Origin of the sequence: Candidatus Methanodesulfokora washburnensis, assembly GCF_003947435.1 — an archaeon.
In the GTDB taxonomy this organism is placed as follows: Archaea; Korarchaeota; Korarchaeia; order Korarchaeales; family Korarchaeaceae; genus Methanodesulfokora; species Methanodesulfokora washburnensis.
Genome location: NZ_RCOS01000007.1, coordinates 1 through 5,797, shown reverse-complemented (window position 1 = coordinate 5,797; position 5,797 = coordinate 1). Strand labels below are relative to the sequence as shown.

The window sequence follows — 5,797 nt, the reverse complement described above, 5'->3', positions numbered from 1 at the left end:
TCAGCAGTTTTGTCGGAGCTTTCTTGCACACATAAGCTCCTATAGGTGCTGCTATAACTCCTCCTATCAGAAGTCCTATCACGATCTCAGGATATTTTACTCCCATTAAAGTGTAGAATACCAGAGCTTCACTTACTGTTACGAAGAACTTAGTTGCATTCACAGATCCAACTGCTTTTTTCGGATCTTCATTATTAGCTATCAGAGTTGAAGCAACAATAGATCTCCATCCTCCCCCTCCAATAGCATCGAGAAAACCACCAATACCGCCAAGAACCTTTCTGTTTATCTCCTTCAGGATCACTGTCCTTCCAAATGCTCTCAGGATTACAAGAATCCCCATTACCACAAGGTAGAAGGAAATAGCTTTGGATATCGTGCTGACGGGAGCACTCACCAAGAAATATGCACCAAATCCGCCCATCACAACTCCTGGGATCACTAAGTTCAGAAAGAGCTTTTTATCAACATTTCCAAGCTTCAGATGGCTTGTCCCGGTGACAAGAGAGATGAAGACTTCGGCTGTGTGAACTGTTGAGCTAACAATTGCGGGAGCTAGGCCGAGAGAGAGGAGGAAAGAGCTGGCTGTCACTCCGTATGCCACACCTAAAGTGCTGACGATCATCCCAGCAATGAAACCAATAAATAATGATGTGAATAACAGATCCATATCATCGCCACTTCCTCTGAAAAGCATAACTATAAAAGTTTATCTAATCTCCTTAAGCATTTTTATCAGCATTTCGGCCTTGTTCAGTATCCTTGGGCTCATCTGAGCAAATAGCAGATCGATTAGATTTCCAAGCTCCTCCAGAATGTAGGGAACAGCTCTAGGATCTCTTCCTTCTCCTGTGCTCATCATCTCCTCAGCAATTTTTCTTTCCTCAGCTTCGTCCTTTGGGTCTTTCAGAGGGAGAAGCCTTATTGATATCCCGGCTATCCTCCTTATCTCCACAAACTCAAATACCTTGTATATTTTCCCATAATCCACGTAAGTCCTCCTGTCTGGGTCTTGGGATACGAGAAGCTCGGCTTCTGTCAAGCTTTTCGTCTCCTTCACAGGCTTCATCACGCTGTACAGCACTGTGATGTTCTTCTGCTTTCCAAGAGTATATAAATGGTAGATGAACCAGAGGGGAAGGACTGCTAGGATATACTGTATCTTTTCTTTTTCAGCATATTCTATCAGATGCTCTGCTTTCGACAGGCTTCCCCTGTAAACCTCGAATGACACTGGTTCCCTGAATATCTTTTCCAACGCATCTATCTCAGCTTTGAGCGGAGGGTGCCTGCTCGCAAAAAGCACCCTCATGGTCTCATCCTCTTGACAAAGGCGATGAAGTTCTCAAGACTGCTCCTGTCCTCCGATTTAAAGATCCCCATCATCACTTCTCTTCCATTTTTGAAGACAGAGATCCTCAAAAAATCAGGATCTCTCTTCAGGATTATGTCATATCCCATCTGGAAAAGAGTATCCAGCCCATCCAATCCCATCACCATGCTACCTATCAGAAAGTAGAATTTAATCATGGCTCCCCTATATTCATGAAATAGGAAAAGGAACTACCTGAGAGATTATCTGAAGCCTAGGCAATTGCTTTACATCTGATGTGGATCATCAGTCCACATTATTTATAAACTCATATGGTTTATGAATCCACAAAAGAGGCATCCCCAGAAGAGGAAAACGCCACCTTTCTCCCCCGCAAGACCCCTCCCACCTGCCTCCTCCAGAGCCAATGCGAGTGGGGAAGGCAGCGATGCTCATGCTAGTGGCCCTCCTCTGGGGTGCCTAATCAAAAATAGAGGTAAGAAAGGTATAAACTTAATTGCTTCTCAACCCTGAACTATATCATCGAGCTTCTTCATTATGATCGATCTTTCCTTCCTCATCGCCACGAATACCTTAGAACCTGTGATCTTCTCCAGTTCTTTCAGCTTCTTTCTATCATCCGGAGGTAGATAGCAGTTAGTCTTGCACTCTATCAGATATGCCTTTCCATCGGATATTGCTATCAGGTCTGTTGGCTTTGAGCCTGCAAGCCTGAACACAGCGACATTCTTCTTCCCATCTATCCCCTCCTTTTCAATATACCTCATAACTCTGTATTCGAACTTTCTTCCCCTCTTGTACCTGTATTTATGGCTCATAGAGGCCACCCTATCGCTTTCCAGCAAAATTTAAATATAAAGATTAGATTTTCTGATAGCCCCGTAGTGTAGCTGGGCAAGCACACCGGCCTCTGGAGCCGGGGACGCCGGTTCGAATCCGGCCGGGGCTATTAATCTTGTTGCTTATGATATCTCTCAGAACTCGGTAGTTTTCCTCCCAGAAAGATACATGGGATATAATCCATACGAGAGCCCCAACGGGGATCTTCATATCCTCCTCCGCAACCCCGAGCACGGACGATTTGGGGAAGCACTATCCCTCTACCCTCCCCTTTCTGTTCTCCAGCCTGTTTAAGGCAAGTGCTAAAAATGAAATGAACAAAGCGACCATCAGGATGCAGAAGGCTATCTCGTTCCTTTTATTTAGTGATAAGAGAAGGCCCAGCACACCAATAGGAAGAGCAAGAAGGGACAATATTAGAGGAAGATAAAATTTCATTTATACCACCCTGTGAATACCTTCTTCAGATACTCAGGAACGCTAACGTATTTTGTGGCATCAATACCCCTGAAGACATTCTGGGATCTGGGGATTCCCATCGGCCTCTTTGGAAGATATTTGATGAGCGGATTAACGGCTCTTGGCTCAAACTCCTCGCATGGTTCACTGTTTGAGCTCCTGAACCTCTTTTTCCTTGAGCACCACCCGTCTTCCCCTATATTTGGGATCTTCTCCACAAGGAGGAGAAAGTGTATGCAATACCTGCATGGAACCTTTTTGTCCACCATCATGTCACCTCCGACGGCTCCTTCTTCTTTACCGTTTTTTCTCTCAGCTCATTTGGAACCTTCACTGTTCTAACCATTGTTGTACCGCTGACTGCATAAACAGGAGTTCCATCGGGGTTTCTCTTTTTGGTCCTTATTACTGATGTCAGGACGAATTTCACCTGTATCACCGTGCCGTCCGAGAGCTTATAGGTATTCCATCCCCTGTCCTCCTCCTCGACAACACCGACGATCTCGCCTTCCTGAAGATCCTCCTCCGATATCATGGCATCACCCCACGAGCATCAAAATAAATAAAAAACAACTAAATAAAAGTGTTGCCACAACAATCTTGTTCCCTCTTTTTATACATTCCTCGCTCCATCCCAGTGAATGTTTGTAATTCTCCCTCAGAGCCCACAACCCCAAAATCAGAAGGAATAAGCCCATAATTCCGAATGCTATGTTCATGATCCACCTCCCTCAACAGCATACTTCCCGAAATCCTGCTTCCACTCGTATAAACTTCTCTCCCTCCATATCCTGAATGCCTCCCTCTCATGCTCCTCGAAATCAGCTCTAGTGCAGTTGTTCACCCTGCAGAAGTGCTCTATCAGATCCTCCCTTGTTAGTCCTTCCCTAGCAAGTTGCATACTTCCCTCATCGGTGTAGCACCAGAACCCGATATGCTTGATCTTATGGCATAAGCTGCACAGATGGTGGATAGCGACAAGCCTCTGCACATGGTTTATATCATCGTACTCCCAGAACTCATGAGCTTCAAGCCTAACCCCTTCCTTCCCGCAGATCCAGCACCTCCTCCCCTCCTTTCTGAAGAGCTCTTCCTTCAGCTTTCTCCATTTTTCAAGCTGGCCGTTATCCTTATAGTAGTGGTAGAGGGAGGAGTACCAGACAGTGGCTGGAACAAGTTCTATCATGAGCTTGAACTTCCTCAAATTCCCATCCTCCTAAGCATTCTTTTCCTCCTTTCCTTGATATCCCTGATGAAATCCATCCCTCCCTCTTCACAATCCTTCCACGTCTCCATCACCCTCCTCAGGGAGTAAGGATCGCCAAATAATCTTTTAATATCATCTGTCGTCATTTATCTCAAGCCTCCTCTGGAACTCGTTCTTCTTACGCATCTACATCACCTACCTCGATGAACACCCCTTTGTTTATATTTGCTAAGTAGATTAGATCAGGATCTACCTCATTCGGCATGAGGCTCAGAACCTTTCTCCCTCTCTCAGTTAATCTGAAAATAGGATCGAGCAAACCCCTGTACCTCATCTTATCTAGTAATCTATTTACCGCATCCTTATTCCTTATTATGCCTGCATCCCTGAAAACCTTCATTATCCTCTCTCTAGCATCCTCTTTAGTTCCTCCCTCAAAATCCGCCAGTGCCTTTAGTGCAAAATATGTTGATATGGCATATCTGTTGCTGAGCCTCTTATTTGTGCTGATCATTCGGATCATCCCCTGATCCCGTACCCTTCCTCCTTCTTTTCCCTTGTTAATTTGTAGAATAGAACTAATGCAATCCCGAATGAAGATACGAGAACTCCGGTTATCGCTGTAAATGTTGTAGTTGCATCAGTATAAAGAAGAAGAGATGCCCCGAGAGCCATGCCCAACCCTAAGGATACTAGCACCAAAAACACCATCCATAAATTGAGAACATCCATCTATCATCCCCCGTAATATATGTAATGCTGTACTGTGCTGAATTCCTTCACAAACACTTCTATGTGGTGAGACGCATGGATATTGGCATCGGTCTGTGCCTTTACCGAAATGACATCCCCTTTCTTCCATAGTCCATGATCCACAGATAAAATGGAGCATTTAGTCCCATCGACGATCACAATAAAGTCGTCCTTTGTCACGGCTACATCTCCTTTCATGTTCTGCAAATAAACGGTTATAGATCCTTGTTTCATCCCTACTGATATTATCCTGAACTCCTGTGAGGGAGTCTTTGGAAGGTTGCCTATGGAGCCAAACAGATAGTTCGATAGCGGGCTGAAGATCAACAGTGCCAGAGTCACAGCTATAACCATTATTATAATCTCGGTCAAAACTCTGGAAATTCCCGATCTGGATACTCCCAACTTCATCCAACCACCTCCTTCAATCTTGAGAGGTAGAGATCCATTTCCGCCAGCAACTCCCTGCCCTCATCCGTGATCTTTATCATCCCGTGTTCTCTTTTTATCCACTTATTTTTCTCCATTCCATAAAGTGATGAGGGGATGCTTATGTTTATTGCTGGAATAGCTCTGGGATCTCTTACCACTTCTGAGATCTTCGTCAGCAGTTCTGAGTAGCTCATGCCCTCTTGCTTAGACAGTATTTTCAAAACAGTATATCTGAGCAGGGAGTTGCCTAGCGGGTACCTCTTACCTCCCATATGCAAACTGCCATCTATTATTAATAAAGTTTTTTCTATATCGAGATTCGACTTCAAAAAAGATTGTTGGAGAGGGTTCGGATAGGTTAAGCAATTGCTTGACTTAAACTACCTCGGCTTCTTGGAAACCAGCGAAATATTTGTGATGTATAAAGTCTGGATATCTCCTGAGGAAGCTCAGAGCCCTCGATCCCAAGCAGTAGAATCTATTTCTACTATATTTCTTGGGATATCCTACAACCCAGTTGAAGAACTCCATCCTGCTTAGAGTCTTGTTCAAAGTATTCCTGCTTATCCCAAGTGCTCTCAGGAGTTCTTCTTTGGTCACGAACTCATCCTCGCTTCTCCCAAATGCGTTCTTCTGCCTCATATATTCCAAGATCAGCCACCTCCAAGTGCCCCTCATGCACCATCCCCTATCTAGAATCTCAAAAAAAGGCACTCTGTGTCTTTTTAAAATTTTCTTTTCAATAGACACAGAGTGCCTTTTTTTGAGATTCT

General features: G+C 44.4%; 14 protein-coding genes and 1 tRNA gene. 1 reads left to right on the top strand and 14 read right to left on the bottom strand.

The window, feature by feature from the left end:
- The 4 genes from D6D85_RS00360 to D6D85_RS00345 all read right to left on the bottom strand — a co-directional run.
- Positions 1 to 670 (bottom strand): sulfite exporter TauE/SafE family protein (locus D6D85_RS00360; RefSeq protein ID WP_161969596.1); only part of this gene is annotated, 670 nt, incomplete at its 3' end.
- A 39-nt stretch (positions 671 to 709) separates the two neighbouring features.
- Positions 710 to 1,312 (bottom strand): hypothetical protein, encoded by a 603-nt coding sequence (locus D6D85_RS00355; protein WP_125670052.1) that lies wholly within the window; start codon positions 1,310 to 1,312, stop codon positions 710 to 712.
- Positions 1,309 to 1,500, bottom strand: a complete 192-nt coding sequence (locus tag D6D85_RS00350) for a hypothetical protein (protein ID WP_237558692.1) — start codon at positions 1,498 to 1,500, stop codon at positions 1,309 to 1,311. The genes D6D85_RS00355 and D6D85_RS00350 overlap by 4 nt, the downstream gene beginning before the upstream one ends.
- A 336-nt stretch (positions 1,501 to 1,836) precedes the next feature.
- Positions 1,837 to 2,151: a hypothetical protein gene (locus D6D85_RS00345; protein WP_125670050.1), complete on the bottom strand. Its 315-nt coding sequence runs from the start codon at positions 2,149 to 2,151 to the stop codon at positions 1,837 to 1,839.
- A gap of 57 nt (positions 2,152 to 2,208) precedes the next feature.
- On the opposite strand from D6D85_RS00345, the gene D6D85_RS00340 reads away from it, so the two are divergent.
- A tRNA-Gln gene (locus D6D85_RS00340) sits at positions 2,209 to 2,282 on the top strand.
- A gap of 143 nt (positions 2,283 to 2,425) precedes the next feature.
- Here the strand turns inward: D6D85_RS00340 and D6D85_RS00335 are convergent.
- The 10 genes from D6D85_RS00335 to D6D85_RS00295 form a co-directional block, all read right to left on the bottom strand.
- A complete protein-coding gene (locus tag D6D85_RS00335; protein ID WP_125670049.1) occupies positions 2,426 to 2,611 on the bottom strand; it encodes a hypothetical protein in 186 nt (61 codons plus the stop codon).
- Positions 2,608 to 2,901 carry a hypothetical protein gene (locus D6D85_RS00330; RefSeq protein WP_125670048.1) on the bottom strand — a complete coding sequence of 98 codons (294 nt, stop codon included), beginning with the start codon at positions 2,899 to 2,901 and terminating at the stop codon, positions 2,608 to 2,610. The genes D6D85_RS00335 and D6D85_RS00330 overlap by 4 nt, the downstream gene beginning before the upstream one ends.
- A complete protein-coding gene (locus D6D85_RS00325) occupies positions 2,901 to 3,167 on the bottom strand; it encodes a hypothetical protein (protein ID WP_125670047.1) in 267 nt (88 codons plus the stop codon). Before D6D85_RS00325 ends, D6D85_RS00330 begins: the two co-directional genes overlap by 1 nt.
- Positions 3,168 to 3,347: 180 nt before the next feature.
- Positions 3,348 to 3,836 carry an HNH endonuclease gene (locus tag D6D85_RS00320; protein ID WP_125670046.1) on the bottom strand — a complete coding sequence of 163 codons (489 nt, stop codon included), beginning with the start codon at positions 3,834 to 3,836 and terminating at the stop codon, positions 3,348 to 3,350.
- Positions 3,833 to 3,985 carry a hypothetical protein gene (locus tag D6D85_RS15900; RefSeq protein ID WP_161969595.1) on the bottom strand — a complete coding sequence of 51 codons (153 nt, stop codon included), beginning with the start codon at positions 3,983 to 3,985 and terminating at the stop codon, positions 3,833 to 3,835. Before D6D85_RS15900 ends, D6D85_RS00320 begins: the two co-directional genes overlap by 4 nt.
- Positions 3,986 to 4,017: 32 nt before the next feature.
- Positions 4,018 to 4,353, bottom strand: coding sequence for a hypothetical protein (locus tag D6D85_RS00315; protein WP_125670045.1), 336 nt, complete (start codon positions 4,351 to 4,353; stop codon positions 4,018 to 4,020).
- 5 nt (positions 4,354 to 4,358) lie between these two features.
- A complete protein-coding gene (locus D6D85_RS00310; protein WP_125670044.1) occupies positions 4,359 to 4,571 on the bottom strand; it encodes a hypothetical protein in 213 nt (70 codons plus the stop codon).
- A 3-nt stretch (positions 4,572 to 4,574) separates the two neighbouring features.
- Positions 4,575 to 5,003 carry a hypothetical protein gene (locus tag D6D85_RS00305; protein WP_125670043.1) on the bottom strand — a complete coding sequence of 143 codons (429 nt, stop codon included), beginning with the start codon at positions 5,001 to 5,003 and terminating at the stop codon, positions 4,575 to 4,577.
- Complete coding sequence (locus D6D85_RS00300) at positions 5,000 to 5,296, bottom strand: hypothetical protein (RefSeq protein WP_125670042.1); 297 nt, start codon at positions 5,294 to 5,296, stop codon at positions 5,000 to 5,002. The genes D6D85_RS00305 and D6D85_RS00300 overlap by 4 nt, the downstream gene beginning before the upstream one ends.
- Before the next feature lie 103 nt (positions 5,297 to 5,399).
- On the bottom strand, positions 5,400 to 5,702 hold the full coding sequence (locus D6D85_RS00295) for a hypothetical protein (RefSeq protein ID WP_125670041.1): 303 nt from the start codon (positions 5,700 to 5,702) through the stop codon (positions 5,400 to 5,402).
- Positions 5,703 to 5,797: the final 95 nt, after the last annotated feature.

Bases quoted from the DNA above. Each gene is read 5' to 3' on its own strand.
- D6D85_RS00355 (WP_125670052.1), bottom strand. From the start codon at position 1,312: ATGAGGGTGCTTTTTGCGAGCAGGCACCCTCCGCTCAAAGCTGAGATA.
- D6D85_RS00345 (WP_125670050.1), bottom strand. From the start codon at position 2,151: ATGAGCCATAAATACAGGTACAAGAGGGGAAGAAAGTTCGAATACAGA.
- D6D85_RS00330 (WP_125670048.1), bottom strand. From the start codon at position 2,901: ATGGTGGACAAAAAGGTTCCATGCAGGTATTGCATACACTTTCTCCTC.
- D6D85_RS00300 (WP_125670042.1), bottom strand. From the start codon at position 5,296: ATGGGAGGTAAGAGGTACCCGCTAGGCAACTCCCTGCTCAGATATACT.
- D6D85_RS15900 (WP_161969595.1), bottom strand. From the start codon at position 3,985: ATGACGACAGATGATATTAAAAGATTATTTGGCGATCCTTACTCCCTG.
- D6D85_RS00315 (WP_125670045.1), bottom strand. From the start codon at position 4,353: ATGATCAGCACAAATAAGAGGCTCAGCAACAGATATGCCATATCAACA.
- D6D85_RS00325 (WP_125670047.1), bottom strand. From the start codon at position 3,167: ATGATATCGGAGGAGGATCTTCAGGAAGGCGAGATCGTCGGTGTTGTC.
- D6D85_RS00310 (WP_125670044.1), bottom strand. From the start codon at position 4,571: ATGGATGTTCTCAATTTATGGATGGTGTTTTTGGTGCTAGTATCCTTA.
- D6D85_RS00350 (WP_237558692.1), bottom strand. From the start codon at position 1,500: ATGGTGATGGGATTGGATGGGCTGGATACTCTTTTCCAGATGGGATAT.
- D6D85_RS00305 (WP_125670043.1), bottom strand. From the start codon at position 5,003: ATGAAGTTGGGAGTATCCAGATCGGGAATTTCCAGAGTTTTGACCGAG.
- D6D85_RS00335 (WP_125670049.1), bottom strand. From the start codon at position 2,611: ATGAAATTTTATCTTCCTCTAATATTGTCCCTTCTTGCTCTTCCTATT.
- D6D85_RS00295 (WP_125670041.1), bottom strand. From the start codon at position 5,702: ATGAGGGGCACTTGGAGGTGGCTGATCTTGGAATATATGAGGCAGAAG.